At 43.9% G+C, this 16781-nt stretch carries 15 protein-coding genes and 1 other RNA gene; 7 read left to right on the top strand and 9 right to left on the bottom strand.

Going from position 1 to position 16781, the window contains the following annotated elements; genetic code table 11:
• The first annotated feature begins 34 nt into the window (after positions 1 to 34).
• Together F8R13_RS00595 and F8R13_RS00590 are read left to right on the top strand one after the other, a co-directional pair.
• Positions 35 to 286, top strand: a complete 252-nt coding sequence (locus F8R13_RS00595; RefSeq protein WP_152831266.1) for a 2Fe-2S iron-sulfur cluster-binding protein — start codon at positions 35 to 37, stop codon at positions 284 to 286.
• Between the two features lie 368 nt (positions 287 to 654).
• The gene (locus F8R13_RS00590) at positions 655 to 2226 is read left to right on the top strand and encodes an inorganic phosphate transporter (protein WP_152831264.1); all 1572 of its coding nucleotides are present in this window, start codon (positions 655 to 657) and stop codon (positions 2224 to 2226) included.
• An 18-nt stretch (positions 2227 to 2244) separates the two neighbouring features.
• Here the strand turns inward: F8R13_RS00590 and phoR are convergent, their stop codons facing one another.
• From phoR to phoU, 3 genes are read right to left on the bottom strand one after another with little or no spacing between them, the layout of a single operon-like run.
• Complete coding sequence (phoR, locus tag F8R13_RS00585; protein WP_152831262.1) at positions 2245 to 3546, bottom strand: phosphate regulon sensor histidine kinase PhoR; 1302 nt, start codon at positions 3544 to 3546, stop codon at positions 2245 to 2247.
• A 20-nt stretch (positions 3547 to 3566) separates the two neighbouring features.
• Entirely contained in the window at positions 3567 to 4262 is a 696-nt protein-coding gene (phoB, locus tag F8R13_RS00580) for a phosphate regulon transcriptional regulator PhoB (protein ID WP_152831261.1), read from the bottom strand.
• Positions 4263 to 4268: 6 nt separating this feature from the next.
• Positions 4269 to 5009 carry a phosphate signaling complex protein PhoU gene (gene phoU / locus F8R13_RS00575; protein ID WP_152831260.1) on the bottom strand — a complete coding sequence of 247 codons (741 nt, stop codon included), beginning with the start codon at positions 5007 to 5009 and terminating at the stop codon, positions 4269 to 4271.
• A gap of 665 nt (positions 5010 to 5674) precedes the next feature.
• Here phoU and glnA point away from each other — a divergent pair.
• Positions 5675 to 7081, top strand: coding sequence for a type I glutamate--ammonia ligase (gene glnA, locus F8R13_RS00570; protein WP_152831259.1), 1407 nt, complete (start codon positions 5675 to 5677; stop codon positions 7079 to 7081).
• A gap of 170 nt (positions 7082 to 7251) precedes the next feature.
• Positions 7252 to 8259, top strand: coding sequence for a putative transporter (locus F8R13_RS00565; RefSeq protein WP_152831258.1), 1008 nt, complete (start codon positions 7252 to 7254; stop codon positions 8257 to 8259).
• A 104-nt stretch (positions 8260 to 8363) separates the two neighbouring features.
• On the opposite strand, the gene F8R13_RS00560 is transcribed toward F8R13_RS00565, so the two are convergent.
• A complete protein-coding gene (locus F8R13_RS00560) occupies positions 8364 to 8555 on the bottom strand; it encodes a zinc-finger domain-containing protein (protein ID WP_152831256.1) in 192 nt (63 codons plus the stop codon).
• A gap of 24 nt (positions 8556 to 8579) precedes the next feature.
• Entirely contained in the window at positions 8580 to 9506 is a 927-nt protein-coding gene (locus F8R13_RS00555; protein WP_152831254.1) for a branched-chain amino acid transaminase, read from the bottom strand.
• A 310-nt stretch (positions 9507 to 9816) separates the two neighbouring features.
• Here F8R13_RS00555 and F8R13_RS00550 point away from each other — a divergent pair, with 310 nt between their 5' ends.
• Both F8R13_RS00550 and argF read left to right on the top strand, forming a co-directional pair.
• On the top strand, positions 9817 to 10998 hold the full coding sequence (locus tag F8R13_RS00550) for an acetylornithine transaminase (RefSeq protein ID WP_253806282.1): 1182 nt from the start codon (positions 9817 to 9819) through the stop codon (positions 10996 to 10998).
• Between the two features lie 24 nt (positions 10999 to 11022).
• On the top strand, positions 11023 to 11928 hold the full coding sequence (gene argF / locus F8R13_RS00545; protein ID WP_152831252.1) for an ornithine carbamoyltransferase: 906 nt from the start codon (positions 11023 to 11025) through the stop codon (positions 11926 to 11928).
• Positions 11929 to 12010: 82 nt separating this feature from the next.
• On the opposite strand, the gene recR is transcribed toward argF, so the two are convergent.
• The 4 genes from recR to ffs all read right to left on the bottom strand — a co-directional run bounded on the left by recR (position 12011) and on the right by ffs (position 15492).
• The gene (gene recR, locus F8R13_RS00540; RefSeq protein WP_152831250.1) at positions 12011 to 12598 is read right to left on the bottom strand and encodes a recombination mediator RecR; all 588 of its coding nucleotides are present in this window, start codon (positions 12596 to 12598) and stop codon (positions 12011 to 12013) included.
• A 20-nt stretch (positions 12599 to 12618) separates the two neighbouring features.
• Entirely contained in the window at positions 12619 to 12948 is a 330-nt protein-coding gene (locus tag F8R13_RS00535; RefSeq protein ID WP_152831248.1) for a YbaB/EbfC family nucleoid-associated protein, read from the bottom strand.
• Between the two features lie 42 nt (positions 12949 to 12990).
• Positions 12991 to 15246: a DNA polymerase III subunit gamma/tau gene (gene dnaX, locus F8R13_RS00530; protein WP_152831246.1), complete on the bottom strand. Its 2256-nt coding sequence runs from the start codon at positions 15244 to 15246 to the stop codon at positions 12991 to 12993.
• Between the two features lie 149 nt (positions 15247 to 15395).
• Positions 15396 to 15492, bottom strand: an RNA gene (ffs, locus tag F8R13_RS00525) — signal recognition particle sRNA small type.
• Positions 15493 to 15786: 294 nt separating this feature from the next.
• Here ffs and F8R13_RS00520 point away from each other — a divergent pair.
• The gene (locus F8R13_RS00520) at positions 15787 to 16776 is read left to right on the top strand and encodes an ABC transporter substrate-binding protein (RefSeq protein ID WP_253806281.1); all 990 of its coding nucleotides are present in this window, start codon (positions 15787 to 15789) and stop codon (positions 16774 to 16776) included.
• Positions 16777 to 16781 lie beyond the last annotated feature (5 nt).

Genomic DNA, 16781 nt, shown 5'->3' with positions numbered 1-16781 from the left:
TTGATTGAATTGAAATAAACAATAGGGAAACACCATGCACAAAATCACCGTAGTCGGTCAGGGAGAATGTGAATTTGAAGATCAATTTACATTATTGGAGTGTTTAGATGAAGCAGGGTTTGATATGCCTTATAGCTGCCGCGGCGGAAACTGCGGAGCCTGTGAAGTAAGATTACTATCCGGCAAAGTCGAGAATATTCAAGATACCGTTTATGAAACGGACGAAGCCCACATTCTTACTTGTAGCGTCATTCCGATTAGTGATATTGAAATAGAATTAATCTAAGACGATTTCGGCCTTATTTCACAATAAGGCCATGCCATTATTTCGTAAGGTTGCAATAAACCTTATACTTGTCGACAGAAGTTAATTGAGTTGTTTGCGATATCGCTTGCGTTGAAGCCAAAGAACTTAATACCCCAATTGTAAACATAACAATTTGCTTCACACTTAACTCTCCGAAATAAAAATCCAAAACAAATATTTTGGCTTAGAAACCCAAACAGAATGTTAAGCTTGAATGACATTTTGATGACAGACCTTCTGCAACTGAACAAAATGCCTGCAACAAATATTTTTTGTCACATTTTTGTCATAAACCACCTTTAATTGATTACAATTTGCACACCAAGTATTCATAACCAAGTCGTATCATGGAATTCCAAAACATAAATGAAATCGAAGACGCAACATTAAAAAGTCGCCGAGAAATGTTTCGCCTCGGAACAGCACTTCTTTTTATCATCTTCATCATGATTTTTTCCGCCAACCTACACATAGGTTCGGGTAGCTTCAACATTGAGCTGGTCGTCGGTGCAATGATTGGTGGCTACATGGCCATGAATATCGGTGCTAACGATGTTGCCAACAACGTCGGACCTGCAGTGGGTTCAAAGGCCGTCACCTTAACAGGCGCCATTATCATCGCCGCTATCTGCGAGTCTGCCGGAGCATTAATTGCCGGTGGCGATGTCGTCAACACGATTAAAAGCGGCATTATTGACCCAGCATTAATCAAAGACGGGCATACCTTTGTTTGGCTGATGATGGCAGCTTTGTTGTCGGGTGCTATCTGGCTCAATGTTGCTACGGCACTTGGTGCCCCGGTTTCTACCACACACTCCATCGTTGGTGGCGTTTTAGGCGCCGGCGTTGCTGCCGCAGGCTGGGATATCGCTAACTGGGATAGAATGGGGTCCATCGTCGCGAGTTGGGTCATCTCTCCTGTCATTGGAGGTGTCATTGCCGCAGGCTTCCTACTTTGGATAAAACGCAGTATTACCTATCAGGAAGATATGGTTGCGGCTGCTAGAAAAATGCTCCCTTTGCTTATCGCCATTATGGCTTGGGCTTTTTCGACATACATCATTCTAAAAGGTTTCAAAAAGATCTGGAAAACTGACTTTTCTATCGCCGCACTAATTGGCTTTGGTATTGCGGTTTTGGTTTATCTGGTACTAAGACAGGTCATGAAAAAACAGGCCCACACCATGAAAAATGAAAAGGCCAGTGTCAACACCCTTTTCACCATCCCACTTATTTTTGCCGCTGCACTTTTGAGTTTTGCCCATGGGGCTAACGACGTCGCGAATGCAGTTGGCCCACTTGCCGCGATTAATGACGCTATCGCCCATGACGGTGTTGCATCCACCGCCAGTATCCCTCTTTGGATTATGTTAATCGGCGCATTGGGTATCAGCTTAGGGTTAGCACTCTTTGGCCCTAAACTGATTAAAACAGTTGGCGAAGAAATTACTGACCTGGATCAAATGAGAGCCTTCTCCATTGCGATGTCGGCAGCCATCACCGTCATTGTTGCTTCTCAACTGGGCTTACCCGTAAGCTCGACACATATTGCTGTGGGTGGAATTTTCGGCGTTGGTTTCTTACGAGAATACCTGAAGCGCAATCATGCAAAAACCATCCAAAAAATTCGCGAGCACTATCAAAGCTTAGGTCAAACGGATGTCGATCAATTTATTAAACAATTTTCGAGTGCCAGCTTGATTCAGAAGAAACATATGCTAGCAGAGCTTAAGCAACATAGAGCATCTGTGGAGCTTACTAAAAAAGAACGTAAGTCACTGAATAAGGTTTATCAAAAAGAATTGGTTAAGCGCTCAGCATTCTTGAGAATCGTTGCTGCTTGGCTGATTACCGTACCTGCTTCTGCATTCCTTGCAGCACTTATTTATTTTACGATCCGCGGCATCATGCTACCGTAGTCTTGAAGCAAGAGGAAGTTAAACTTCCTCCGCTTTCTCGTCCACTTTCAAATCCAATGGAAAACGACAGATAAACTTTGAGCCCACACGAATCTGGCTTTGAATCGTAAGCACCGCCTGATGTCTTTCAAGAATATGCTTCACAATTGCCAGACCAAGACCCGTACCACCGGTATCTCTGGATCTTGCCGTATCGACACGATAGAAACGTTCAGTGACTCTAGGAATGTGCTCTGGAGCAATACCGATACCCGTATCCTCTACCTCAAAGAAAATGCCTTTTGGTGTTTGATACCAACGAACCGTTATGCGACCGTTTTCAGGCGTATAACGCACAGCATTGGAGATGAGATTTGTGAACACACTGGTTAATGGCATCAGATAACCGACTATTTTCAAATCCGCTTCAACTTCAAAAGTAAACTGGTGCTTGTCAGCACTGATAAGCCCTGCATTTTGCTGCAAGCCTCCCAAAATGGAAGGCACATCCACTACCTGCTTGTCTTGAGTCAACGTCTCAGACTCCATTGCCGACAAGGTCAATAGGTCATTGATAATAGATTGCATTCTCAAGGATTGCTTGTGCATCTGTTCTAAAGGCTTCTGCCAAGTCACATCCTGCGTTGGCATATCAATCATCATTTCAAGATAGCCGTTAAATACAGTCAAAGGCGTTCTTAATTCGTGCGAGGCATTAGCAATAAAATCTTTACGAATCTGCGCAAGATTGTATAACTCATGAATGTCTTTAATAACAATCAATCGGTGATGCTGGTAATACTCGAAAACCGATACACTCAGTACACGCTTCACCCCCTTAAATGAAGGCAAAATAAGCGGCTTGGAGTAATCCTCTTTTTTAAGATAAGTGATAAACTCAGGAACTCTGACCAAAGGCTCCAAAGAGCGGGTAACATCCGAATGTCTTAGATGCAATAAGCGCTTTGCAGCTGCATTAAACCACTCGATTTTACCATTGGGATCAATGGAGATAATGGCGTCGGGAATCGACATTGACGCCGCTTGCAATTGCTGATATTTATTTGCCTGCAACTCTGCCAACTTTTCCAGCGAACGCTGTTTTCGCGAAACCAGATAACCGATTTCAGACCAAAAACCGGACCCCGGTGGATAAGGCACTTTTGAGCTCCCTTTTATCCAGAGTTCAAACTTTCTTAGACTGTAGAAATGACGTGCTAGATAAAAAACCAGATAACCTGCAACGGCAATCTCATAATCTTCAATCAGCCAGCCAATGAAAAGCGCCCCCCAAAGGGTTGCAATTGTCCAGGTGAGTTCTCTTGATACACTTTCGGTCAATGCGATAAACCTACTTGCGATTATTCGGTAGAAAAACGATAACCTGCACCCCTAACGGTTTGGATAACGTTAGCAGCACCAACAGGCTCTAAGATTTTTCTAAGGCGTCTAATGTGAACATCCACCGTTCTTTCTTCAACGATAATGCTTTCACCCCAGACATGATCCAATAATTGGGAACGAGTATAGACACGATTCGAATGTGTCATAAAAAAGTGCATCAACTTAAATTCAGTAGGACCAAGCTTCACCTCTTCACCATCAACCGTGAAGCGATAACTGCTTAAATCCAACTGAAGTGTGCCTGCTTTAATAATTTCGGAAGAATGCTTATCGGGCATATGACGTCTAAGCAATGCATGACATCTTGCCACCAACGCACGCGGCGAAAAAGGCTTAACGACGTAGTCATCCGCCCCGGCTTCAAAGCCTTTTACTTGATCGTTTTCTTCACCTTTTGCCGTCAACATCAATATCGGAGTATGACCGACTTGATCATGCTGACGAATTCTTTGCGCTAAAGAAACACCTGATGTACCAGGAAGCATCCAGTCTAGAATAATGCAATCAGGCTTGTGTTCTAAAAGTAAGTTCCAACCTTGTTCGGCATTCGGCGCTTCTATAACGCTAAAATCGGCTGCTGATAAAGTGAAGTTCAGCATATCTCGGATTGCGGCTTCATCCTCAACAACCAACACCGTATGGCGATCTGACATCTTGTCTTAACCCTCGTGATCAAATGAATTGATAAAGGCAAATAGGCTTGCTTTATCCAATTCTCTCACGTCTTTACCTTTAATCAAGTAAATAATACTTTCACCGATGTTACGTGCATGATCAGAAATACGCTCTACAGCACGAAGCGTAATTAGAATTTCTGCAAGGCACGCCGCGTGTTCAGGTGATGTTTTGAATCCTTCAATAACATCTTTGTACGCATCTTTGTAGATTTTATCGACGCTTTCTTCTTCTTGAACCAACCTCATAGAAGCTTCAGTTGTAACGCGCGCAAAACCGTCCAGCGCATCATGCAACATATTGATAGAGCGGTTAGATATATCAATCAACGGCATATAGCCCGGCAACACTGCGCAATTATCAACCTGCTCATTTGCAAATGTCAGCACCATTTTGGCAATTTTAACGATTTCATCACCGATACGTTCCAAATCAATCGCGATGCGAATCGTTGCAATAATCAGCCTTAAGTCCGACGCTGTAGGATGCTGTCTTGCCAAGACTTTTGCACAAAGCTTATCAATCACCATTTCTGCATTATTGACTGCTCTGTCCAACAAAATAACTTCTTGTGCACGATTAACATTGCTTTCGGTCAAAGCCATCATCGCCCCTTCAAACTGGCTCTCGACCAAACCACCCATTTCTAAGATATGGTTAAACAAATCTTCTAGGTTGCGATTCAACTCGCCTGAAATGTGTGATGTAAATTCTCTTTTGTCCATCTACCTTTCCTCTTAAAATTCTAAAACCTGCCTGCCTATCCAGAACATCCGCAAACAAAAGCAATATCGCTTGAAATTTGCACCTACTCCAAAACTTGAATTAGCACCCTGGCTTTACATCCTGTTCTGACAGGCTATGTAGTGCACATATAGCTTTTTCTTTATGCACAAAGCAGGTCTTATCGAAGTAATGTAAACTTAGGTTCCGTATTTTTCAAATAAAACTTCTTTGCTCTAAATAGATTCCTGTCCGAATTGACTTGATTCGGTAGCAAAAAAGCAATGATTTCTAAAATGTGAATCAACACATTCACTTGAAATCCACTCGCACAAAATGTAAGAAAAAATGCGAAACTCTTAACCAATGAGTTATGCCAAGAAATATAGCTTACGGAAATGACAAGTAGGTTAAACTTTCAGGGTAAACTTGACAGTTTTATTACGCCCCAAAAAAGAAAAACATTTGCACTATTTTGATGCAAAATAAGCTATTTTCATTATCAGCCCATATCATCCAAAAAGATCTTTTTTCTTACATTTCATACAGTTATGTTATTCAAAAAAATAATTGGAATTTTGGCACGGTTCAAGCTATCATCTTGCCTGTTTAAATCTATAAAAACAGCGCTGTTTTTGCGCTCTTAACACAACGATAAGGACACAGCATGTCACAAGAAATCTTTGATCTAATGAAAGACAACGACGTTAAGTGGGTTGATCTTCGATTCACTGACACCCATGGTAAAGAGCAACACGTTACGATTCCAGCATCGAAAGTTGACGAAGACTTTTTTGCCGATGGTGAAACATTTGACGGTTCTTCCATCCAGGGGTGGAAAGGCATTAACGATTCTGACATGCTATTGATGCCGCAAACAGACGGTTTCTTCATTGATCCGTTCACTAACGATCCAACACTTATCATCCGTTGTATGATCGTTGAACCTGCAACCATGGAATCTTACGAAAAAGATCCTCGTGGTATCGCTAAAAAAGCGGAAGCTTACCTTAAATCAACTGGCGTTGCTGATGCTGCGTTCTTTGGCCCAGAACCAGAATTCTTTATTTTCGACGATGTTCGCTGGGGTGCGGACATGTCAGGTAGTTTCGTTAAAATCGATGGTAACGAAGCCGCTTGGAACACAGAAAAAGTTTATGAAGGCGGTAACATGGGTCACCGTCCTAAAGTTAAAGGTGGTTACTTCCCAGTTCCTCCAGTTGACCAACTTCACGAAGTCCGTGCTGACATCTGCGCAATGGCTGAAGCCATGGGTCTTAAGCTTGAAGCTCACCACCATGAAGTAGCAAACGGTGGTCAATGTGAGCTAGCAGTTGCTGGTAACACTTTGACAGCAAAAGCTGATGAAGTTCAAATTTTGAAATACGCAGTACACAATACTTGCCAAGCTTTGGGTAAAACAGCGACTTTTATGCCTAAACCAATCGTTGGTGATAACGGTTCTGGTATGCACATCAACATGTCTTTGTCTAAAGATGGTAAAAACATCTTTGCTGGTGACGTTTACTCAGGTCTTTCTCAAGAAGCGATCTGGTACATTGGTGGTTTGATGAAGCATGCTCGCGCATTGAACGCTTTCACTAACCCTGGTACAAACTCTTACAAGCGTTTGGTTCCTGGTTTCGAAGCGCCAATCCTATTGGCTTACTCTGGTAAAAACCGTTCTGCTTCTATCCGTATCCCATACGCACCTTCTGAGCGTTCACGTCGTGTTGAGCTACGTTTCCCAGATCCTACTGCAAACCCATACTTGGCGTTCGCAGCTTCTATGATGGCTGGTCTAGACGGTATTCTTAACAAGATTGACCCAGGCGAACCAGCTGAGAAAGATCTATATGATCTTCCTCCAGAAGAAGAAGCAACTTACAAAACAGTTTGTGCGTCTCTAGACGAAGCTTTGGCTGAGTTGGATAAAGACCGCGACTTCCTGAAAGCAGGTGGGGTATTCACTGATGCAGCAATCGATTCTTACATCGCATTGAAAATGGAAGAAGTTACTCGCTTCCGTGCAACAACTCACCCAATCGAATTCGACATGTACTATTCAAGTTAATCGATATTCGACTGCTAAAAAACCCGCTTCGCGCGGGTTTTTTTATACCTGAAATTCAAGCAAAGTTTTAAAAACGCTGAATGCATTATGAAAATACAGCAACAAAGCTTCTGCCGCACTGAAATATCCACTAAACTGGGCGACAAAGCAAAAATAGACAAGGACAATCAATGTTAAAAAGTTTTTTCTGGCGAAAAGAATGGGCTTTGTGGGCGTGGGGAGGAATCTTCCTATTAATTGCGGTGACTTGGCTTCAAGTCTACCTCACTGTATTACTAAACTCCTGGTATGGAAAATTTTACGACATCCTGCAAAAAGCCAATGACATACAAGCTTTTTGGCACAGCATGATTGAGTTCACCTACATCGCCATCCCTTATATTTTCATTGCTATGTTCGCCTTTTATTTTGCACAGCATTTTTCTTTCCGCTGGCGTCAAGCAATTACCTTTCACTACCTGCCTCACTGGGAAAACTCACCTCATACCATAGAGGGGGCTTCACAGCGTATTCAGCAAGACACTTATGACTTTGCAAAAAGCTTAGAAAGTTTAGGGCTTGGTATGTTTCGAGCGACCCTAACGTTAATCGCCTTCATTCCAATCCTTTGGACACTCTCCAGTAAAGTCACCCTACCTTACTTAGACCACATAGAAGGGTCACTGGTATGGATTGCTCTAATCACCTCCATTGGTGGAATACTGATTTCCTACTTCGTGGGCATTAAGCTTCCCGGTTTGGAATATAACAACCAGCGCGTTGAAGCTGCCTACCGGAAACAGCTTGTCTATTCTGAAGATGACAAGGCCTTCGCCAACATTCCTTCTTTGACAGAACTCTTCACCGGACTCAGAACCAACTATTTCCGTATGTTCAACCACTACTCCTACTTCACACTCTGGAGTACACTTTATAGCCAAGTGATGATTATCCTGCCTTACCTTCTAATGGCACCGTCACTCTTTACCGGCGTGATTTCACTGGGGATTGTCACTCAAACAGGGAATGCCTTTGGAAAAGTCAATGACAGCTTCTCATACTTAATTGACCGATGGACCGACATCACCAAATTCATCTCTGTAGTGAAACGTTTGAACGAGTTTGAAAAACACCTGATACATGGTATCGAACCGAACCACCCTAACTTGGTGATCACACCAAAAGATTACTCTGTTTAAATGAACAATCATTAACCCAATAAAAAAGCCCCGAAATTGTTTCCAACTTCGGGGCTTTTTTTTCACTCATACCCAGCAAAATCTACCAGGTTGGGGGCATACCATTAATGAGAACTATGACTTGGATCCCAGCCTTCCAGCACATACTCGGTCCCGCAATACGGGCATTTTGATTTACCAGTTTCTTCAATCGGCAACATCACTTTCGGGTGAGAGTTCCATTGCTCCTGCCCTTTCATCGGACAAGTTAAAGGAACATCGTCATAGGTGATTTTTACAACAGTTTGATTCGACATATCTTCTCTCTTAAAACGTAAATCTTAAGCGACTGGCGTCAACCAATCCATATGCTTGGCTGAACGGCCATGCACAACATCAAAATATTTCGTTTGTAGCAACTCAGTTACCGGCCCTCTAGAACCTGAACCGATTTGACGGTTATCCAACTCACGAATCGGCGTAACTTCAGCCGCAGTACCCGTAAAGAAAGCTTCGTCAGCGATATAAACTTCATCACGAGTAATACGTTTTTCGCGAACTTCAAACCCTTCTTCTTTCGCCATTTGAATGATCGATTTACGAGTAATACCATCCAAAGCAGCTGTCAACTCAGGCGTGTAAAGCACACCGTCTTTCACCATAAAGAAGTTCTCACCAGAACCTTCTGATACATAACCTTCTGTATCCAACAACAACGCCTCATCACAACCGTGGCTAATGGCTTCTTGCAACGCCAACATTGAGTTCATGTAGGCACCGTTTGATTTCGCTTTGGTCATAGTGACGTTAACATGGTGACGCGTGAAAGAAGAAGTCGCGATTTTAATACCGCGCTGTAAGTTCTCCTCACCCATATAAGCGCCCCATTCCCATGCGGCAACAATAATGTGCGTTTTCAGGTTATCTGCACGCAAACCCATTCCTTCTGATCCGTAAAAAACCATCGGGCGAATGTAGGCAGATTTTAAGTCGTTTTCGCGAACCGCTGCACGTTGCGCTTCGTTGATCTCTTCTTTTGAAAAAGGCATCGGCATGTTCATAATTTTTGCCGAGTTGAACAAACGGTCTGTATGCGCCTCTAGGCGGAAAATAGAAGTTCCTTGCTCTGCTTCATACGCACGCACCCCCTCAAAAACACCCATTCCGTAGTGTAATGTGTGGGTTAACACATGAGTCTTGGCTTCACGCCAGTCCACCATTTCACCATCAAACCAAATCAGGCCATCACGGTCACTCATTGTACGCATTGCAATATCCTTCGTTAATTATGATTTAATTATTATCTTAAACGTATCATTTTATCCCAATCGTCGCGTTTTATAAAATGAAAAGATGACAAATCACTGACTAAATAACAACTAAATAACCGCGTTTTTGCTTGAAATTCATTTTTTTATCGCTAAAATCATTACTTTGATTCCTAATCAAAAAATGCCACTTTCATGAAGAAAGCAATCCCAAGCCCGTCTTGCGATTGCTTTTTTGTTTTATGGCACAGCAACAAAACAAAGCAATTCAAACGTACCTTAAAAAATTAAAGAGACATTGAAACCGAGTATGACAACGCCTTCTGAACCGATTATGAACACCTACGCTCGACTACCTGTTATGTTTGTGTCCGGCTCAGGTGCCGTGCTCAAAGACAACCATAACAAAGAATACCTTGATGCCGTTAGCGGTATTGCCGTGTGTAGCCTTGGGCACGCACACCCTGCGATTGCCGAAGCCATTTGCAATCAAGCCAGCCAATTGATTCACACCTCCAATCTGTATCAAGTTGAAAAGCAGATGCAGCTAGCAGAAAAGCTGATTACCCTATCCAACATGGATCGTGTTTTCTTCAGCAACTCAGGTGCGGAAGCCAACGAAGCGGCATTAAAAATCGCCCGTAAGTTCGGGCACCAAAAAGGCATTGATCGCGCAAAGGTGATTGTTATGGAAAACAGTTTCCATGGCAGAACCCTTGCTACCCTTTCTGCAACCGGAAACGAAAAGGTTCAAGACGGCTTTTACCCACTTGTGGAAGGATTCGTCCGTGTACCTTATGACAATATTGATGCTGTTAAAGCCCTTAGCAATGATCCTGATATTGTCGCGATTCTGGTGGAACCGGTTCAAGGCGAAGGCGGTGTGCACGTTCCAAAAGACGGTTATCTGAAAGCTTTAAAAACACTTTGCGAACAAAACGATTGGCTATTGATGCTAGATGAAATTCAAACTGGTATCGGTAGAACCGGAAAATGGTTTGCCCACCAGCACGATGGCATTGTTCCAGATGTCATGACCCTTGCCAAAGCACTCGGAAACGGCGTGCCGATTGGTGCTTGTTTAGCGAAAGGTAAAGCTGCCGAAGTACTGGTACCTGGTAACCACGGCACCACTTTCGGAGGCAACCCGCTTGCCTGTGCGACAGGACTTGCCACCCTGCACATCATGGAAACGCACAACTTTATCGAACATGTGGACTCCAAAGGAAAAATGATTGTCGAACGCTTTAAAGAAGCGCTGAAAGATGTTGCTCACGTTGTCAACGTTCGCGGCAAAGGCTTCATGATTGGTATTCAACTCAACCGCCCATGCGGTAATTTGGTACAACAGGCTTTAGAACAAAACCTACTCATCAATGTAACGCATGGCGACACCATTCGTCTGCTACCGCCTTTTGTGATCCAGAACCAACAAATTGATGAAATGATTGAAAAAGTGGTCGATTTGGTAAAAAACCACCAGGCCCAATAAAAATTAAACTAACCGATTAAGATTATGAGACATTTTTTAACATTAAAAGACTTCACCACGGACGAGCTGCAATCGCTTTTGGTTCGCGCAACCGAACTGAAAGCCATGCAAAAAGCCGGTGAAATCTACGAACCTTTAAAAAACCAAACGCTGGCGATGATTTTCGAAAAATCTTCGACGCGTACGCGCCTCTCATTCGAAATCGGCATGACCCAACTTGGTGGACACGCCCTATTCATGTCGCCAGAAGCAACGCAACTTGGTCGTGGCGAACCGATTGAAGACAGCGCAAAAGTCATTTCCAGCATGGCGGATGGCATTATGATCCGTACTTTCGGACATGACATCGTTGAAACCTTTGCAGAACACTCTTCTGTTCCAGTAATCAATGCATTAACAGATGATTTCCATCCTTGCCAACTTTTGGCTGACATGCAAACCTACTACGAGCACCGAGGTGCCATTAAAGGCAAAACTGTGCTGTGGGTTGGTGATGGCAACAACATGTGTCATTCCTACATCAACGCTGCCGCTCAATATAATTTCAAACTACGTATTGCTGCACCTGAGGGCTACGACCCTAATGCAGAATTGGTTCTGGCTCATGCCGATCGTGTAGAAATCTTCCGCGACCCAATGGAAGCCGCAGAGAACGTCGACTTGGTCGTAACAGACGTTTGGGCAAGCATGGGGCAGGAAGAAGAACAGAAAAAACGCGAAAAAGCGTTCAAAGACTTCCAAGTCAACAGCGCACTGATGCAACGTGCGAATAAGGATGCTCTTTTCATGCACTGCCTACCTGCACACAGAGGTGAGGAAGTGACTGCAGAAGTCATAGATGCACCCGGCACTGTTGTATGGGATGAAGCCGAAAATCGACTTCACGCACAAAAAGCCTTGCTAGAATTTTTGATGGCAAGAAAAAAATAATTCAAAAAAACAGATCTGTTTAGATACAAAAAAGCCCTCTTTTGAGGGCTTTTTTGTTCGTGCTTACCAAAGCATAACCACGTCATTTTCGTCCGGCAAATGCCTGACCTAAGGTTCCGCTGTCAATATACTCAAGCTCTCCGCCTAGCGGAATGCCTTGTGCAAGGCGAGTCACTTTAATACCAAGCGGTTGCGCCATTTGTTGAATATAGTGCGCCGTGGCCTCGCCTTCGGCAGTAGGATTGGTTGCTAAAATCAACTCCACCACCACTTCTTCCTTCAAACGTTGCTCGAGTTGGGACAATCCAATTTCTTCTGGCCCAATGCCATCAATGGGAGACAAATGCCCCATCAGCACAAAATATAAGCCACGATAAATTCCAGACTGCTCTATCGCCAACACATCGGATGGAGACTCAACCACGCAAAGTTCATTTGCATTTCGAGAAGGTGAGCTGCATAAGTGACAAATCGGATCTTCCGTCAAGTCACGACAGCGTTCGCAGTGACCGATTTTCTCAATGGATTCCTGCAAGACGTCTGCCAGCTTTTGAGCGCCCTGACGATTGCGTTCCAACAAATAATACGCCATGCGTTGCGCAGATTTGGGACCGACGCTCGGTAAAATTTTCAGGGCGTTGACCAACTCCGTCAACAAAGGACTTTGCATAAAAATCTACCAGGTTGGGGTTAGAATGGCATCTTCATACCAGGAGGCATGTTCAAGCCAGCCGTCAACCCACCCATTTTTTCCTGAGAGGTTTCTTCCACTTTACGCGCAGCACTGTTCACTGCGGCCGCAAACAAGTCTTCCAACATTTCTTTGTCATCCATCAGGCTATCGTCCAACTCGACTTTTACCAACTCATGGCGCCCGGTCATTACCACCTTGACCATTCCGCCACCGGCTTCACCAGTGACTTCCATTTTGGCAATTTCATCCTGCGCCGCTTGCATGTTTTTTTGCATTTCTTGCGCTTGCTTCATCAAATTACCTAGTCCGCCTTTTCCACCAAACATGGTCTCTCCTTGTCTTTCTATGTTGTTACTTCAACGTTTATGTCAACGTCCGTCGCCAAGTGATTGTATTGATGAATCAATCACCCGCATATTCAGAATTTCCATAAACCCTTGTACATTTGGGTCTTGATATATCGATTGCACTGCATCCTGTTGTTGCAATGCTTTTTGGTGCTGCCAGTATTTCGCTGGGGTTAGGTGCTCACCTTCCGCCTCGACAAATGCCAGCGCGCATCCCAATTTCTCGCGCACAACCTCTTCAAGCTTGCTTAACGCCAACTCCGATTTAGCACTGGCATGTTGAGGGTCAACGCTCAACACCAAAGCCTGTTGGTCATGGGACACCATCATAGACTGATTCACCAACTCGCCGGCCCAGCCATCCAAGTTCATTGCCTGCACCAATCTCACCCAGTCTTCAACACCATTCCCCTCAAAGTCAGCGAAACTGTCCGGCGTTGTTTCAAGTTGTTTTTCCTGGTGCTCCGATGCAGTGCTCACCGACTCTGGAACAGGAGATGCCGTAGGCAGAACTTCATGGGACTCGACCACTTCATTTATTGGTGAGTGCGGTGAATTCACCACACTCAAATCAACACCAACTTCATCCACATTCGCATCCATATCCATTCGCGAGAAGTCATCATTGTATGCTTCCATCGGCACTTCCGGCATTTTCTCTGGTATAAAGGATTCCGAACTGAAAGATTCTGCCGCTTGCACAGATGGCACCACCTTGGCAGGCTGCATAGTTTCAGGCTGTAATTGAGTCCCGGTGTTTTCAGAAGAGGCAGGCGCTACAAAACCGGTTGAAATAGCGCTATCCTCGGTTTCGACCGGTGCAACAGGCTCAGACAAATTGACTTCAGTGTTTGGCGTTGTTTCAACCTCTTGAGCAGAGGGTTTAGTTCGGAGCTTTCCCAGTGATTGGCTAATTTTCTCCTTCAGACTCATAAGATGCTGAACATCTTTATCGTCTTGCTCTGCGGCACCAACTGGCGCTGACGCTGGAGCTTGTGGTTCAGCAACTTGAACGGCGGCAGCAATAGAAGCAGGCTCAGACTGAAGCGGTTCAGGACTTTGCACCTGGGGCATAATTGGCGCTTCCGCCACCACAGATTGCGGTTGAGCTGAGGCTGACGGTTGCACGGTGACAGGCACTTCAACCTTGGCGCCATTTGATTGAACAGATGATGAAGTCTGCCCTGAAGAAGTTTGTGGTTCAAACGCCAGCATACGTAGCAAAGCCATTTCAAAGCCGATCCTGACATCCGGTGCCAAACGCATATCCTGTTGAGCCAACAACGCCACCTGGTATAGCATCTGCACTTTTTCCGGTGACAGCGTTTGCGCTACCTGATGCAGAAATGCCTCATCTACCAGCGCTAAATCATTCAACCCACCCAAAACTTGTATCAATGACAGTTGATGGAATACTTCAATCAGTTGATGATTAAGGGCTTCATAATCAACCCCCATACGAGACAGCTCAACCATAACGGCCTTAACTTCATCAGGTGACTGGTTCAATAATGCCGTCAAAATCTTCAGCACAAACTGCTGATCAACCAATCCCAACATGGCTTGCACAGGTTCAAACATCACCTGTCCGCCACCATAGGCAATCGCTTGATCCAAAATACTCAAAGAATCCCGAGCCGAACCATCTGCACTTTTTGCAATCATGCTTAAAGCAGATTCTTCAAAAGGTACCTGTTCCTGTTGAAGAATGTATGCCAGATGATTCTGAATTTGCGAAGGCGTCAATCGCATCAGATTGAACTGCAAGCAACGTGATAAAACGGTAATAGGTAACTTATGGGGATCTGTCGTTGCCAGTAGGAATTTGACGTGTTCTGGCGGCTCTTCCAATGTTTTCAATAACGCATTGAAACTGCTTTTGGAAAGCATGTGCACTTCGTCTATCAAATAAACTTTGAAACGTCCCTGTACCGGCGCATATTGAACATTTTCCAGTAACTCGCGCGTGTCTTCCACTTTGGTTTTGGAGGCCGCATCCACCTCAATCAAATCAACAAATCGGCCTTCATCAATGGAACGACAAGTCGGACATTGCCCACAAGGCGTGGAGGTAATCCCTTGTTCACAATTCAACGCCTTGGCGAAAATTCGGGCAATAGTGGTCTTACCGACACCTCGTGTACCGGTAAACAGATAGGCATGATGAAGTCGCTGCTGATCCAAGGCATTGGAAAGCGCTTGCATAACATGCTGTTGACCGACCAATTCGGAAAAGTTTTTCGGACGCCACTTACGGGCTAGAACGGTATAGCTCACGAATACAAATACTTTAGCTTCAAAATTGAAACTATTTTAACCTGTCTCGAATCACAATAGAAAAAACTTAGTTGAACAATTTTCAATGCAAAAAACGAATAAAAAAATTAATCGTGAAGTGGGAAATTGGAAGTAATAAAGGGTGGCGACCCTATCCGCCGATCCTCGGCGCATGAATCAGAAGGTACCGTTGCTTCCTTCCGGACCTGGCGGGGTTCCCAACCTATCATCGCGAGGGGACGAACAGAGTCACCATTTTGTGAAGCGCTTATTATACAGAGTTCTCCCCCTTCTTTAAACATAGTTTCTCAAATTAAAAATCTTTAAAAAAAACCAAACACCCAACCCTTGATACACAAAACACACCAAAACTGCTCATTTATTGCACCCATATAATGCATCTCAATATAAAAAAGGAATAAATTTTTAACCAAAAACAAAATTTAATATTAAATTTCAATAACTTATTTTTAATGGTATATCTTATGCTTAAAAATTATTACCTTTTTGGTAAATCATAATAACTTGGGAGATTGTGTAATGAAATCCAAAATGCTGTCCAAAACACTTGGCTTTGTTGCTGGGTTAACTTTAAGTGCCATGAGTTGGCAAGCAAACGCGGCAGAACCATTAAAAATCGGTTATAGCGATTGGCCTGGCTGGGTTGCTTGGGAAATTCCGATTCAAAAAGGCTGGTTTAAAGAAGCCGGCGTTGATGTAGATTTCGAATGGTTTGATTATGTCGCCTCCATGGATGCATACGCTGCCGGTAAATTGGATGCGGTTGGCATGACTAACGGTGATGCGCTAGTGACGGGTTCAACAGGTGCGCCGAGTACGATGATTATCATCAATGACTATTCCAATGGTAACGATATGATTATCGGTCAACCAGGCATCACATCAATGAAGCAACTTAAAGGCAAGAAAATTGGGGTTGAAGTTGGATTTGTAGATCACCTTCTCGTATTGAAAGCACTTGAATCTGCAGGCATGAAAGAGTCAGACGTCACACTGGTTAACGTACCTACTAATGAAACACCTCAAGTTCTTGCCTCAGGTGAAGTCTCTGCTGTCGGCGCATGGCAACCTAGCTCTGGGCTAGCACTTAAAGGCGTTCCTGGTTCAAAAGCTTTCTATACATCTGCCAACGACCCTGGCTTGATTTACGATGGTCTTTCCGTAAACCCTGAAAGCCTTGCTACCCGTAAAAAAGACTGGGAAAAGGTTTTGAAAGTTTGGTACAAAACCGTTGCTTACATCAAAGATCCAAAAACACATGACGATGCGGTCAAAATCATGGCTTCACGCGTGAATATTGACCCTAAAGAATATGCCACTTTCTTAGAAGGAACCAAAATTCTGACTTTGGACGAAGCGAAAGCAGCTTTCAAAAAAGGTCCAGGTTTGGATTCAATCTACGGCTCTTCAAAAGTTTCGGATGACTTCAACGTCGCCAACAAAGTGTATGACAAACATCAAGATGTTGACGCTTACTTTGACGGTAGCCTAACCAACGCAATGAAATAAATTTA

The sequence above is a fragment of the Hydrogenovibrio sp. JE_KL2 genome, assembly GCF_009296185.1.
In the GTDB taxonomy this organism is placed as follows: Bacteria; Pseudomonadota; Gammaproteobacteria; order Thiomicrospirales; family Thiomicrospiraceae; genus Hydrogenovibrio.
The sequence above is the reverse complement of the archived record's forward strand: the minus strand, read 5'-3'. Positions and strand labels throughout refer to the sequence as shown.